The sequence below is a fragment of the Alcanivorax sp. HI0083 genome (genome assembly GCF_001635175.1).
Window position 1 is genome coordinate 1 of record NZ_LWFX01000587.1, and the last position, 507, is coordinate 507.

The 507-nt window shown below is 58.8% G+C and carries 1 protein-coding gene; it reads right to left on the reverse strand.

All coding sequences use genetic code 11. From position 1 onward, the window contains the following. On the reverse strand, window positions 1–472 hold a 472-nt coding region (trxA, locus tag A3754_RS05955; RefSeq protein WP_063519082.1), incomplete at its 3' end, for a thioredoxin. Between the last annotated feature and the right edge of the window lie 35 nt (window positions 473–507).

Here is a 507-nt window from a genome sequence, read left to right on the forward strand (position 1 = left end):
GAATGGCATGCTTGTCCGGGCTCTGTTCCAGAGTCTGCCGTAACGCGCCTTCCGCCTGCTCCGTGTGGCCCGCCTCAATGGCCATGCGCACCTGCTCGATGAACCCTTCTTCCTGCTGTTGCTGTGCCGCTTCCGGATCAACCACCGGGGCCAACCACTGGCGCAACGCGCCTTCGGTCTGTGCCCCATCCAGCTCGCTGACCAGCTGCCCCTGATACACCAGTTTCAGGCTGGGCAGACTGCGCACACCAAACTGGCTGGCCAGCATTTGCTGTTCATCTGCATTCACCTTCGCCAGCAGCACCTTGCCCTGGTATTCATTGACCAGCCGCTCCAGTATCGGCGCCATCTGCTGACAGGGCTGGCACCAGCTGGCCCAGAAATCCACGATCACCGGGATCTGTTGGGATTGTTCAAGGATTTGCTGAATATTCTGCTCTGTGGCTTCAATGATAGGGCTGTTCGGCTGCAACGCTATGCTCCTGAAAACGCATTAAAAGTGGCGCC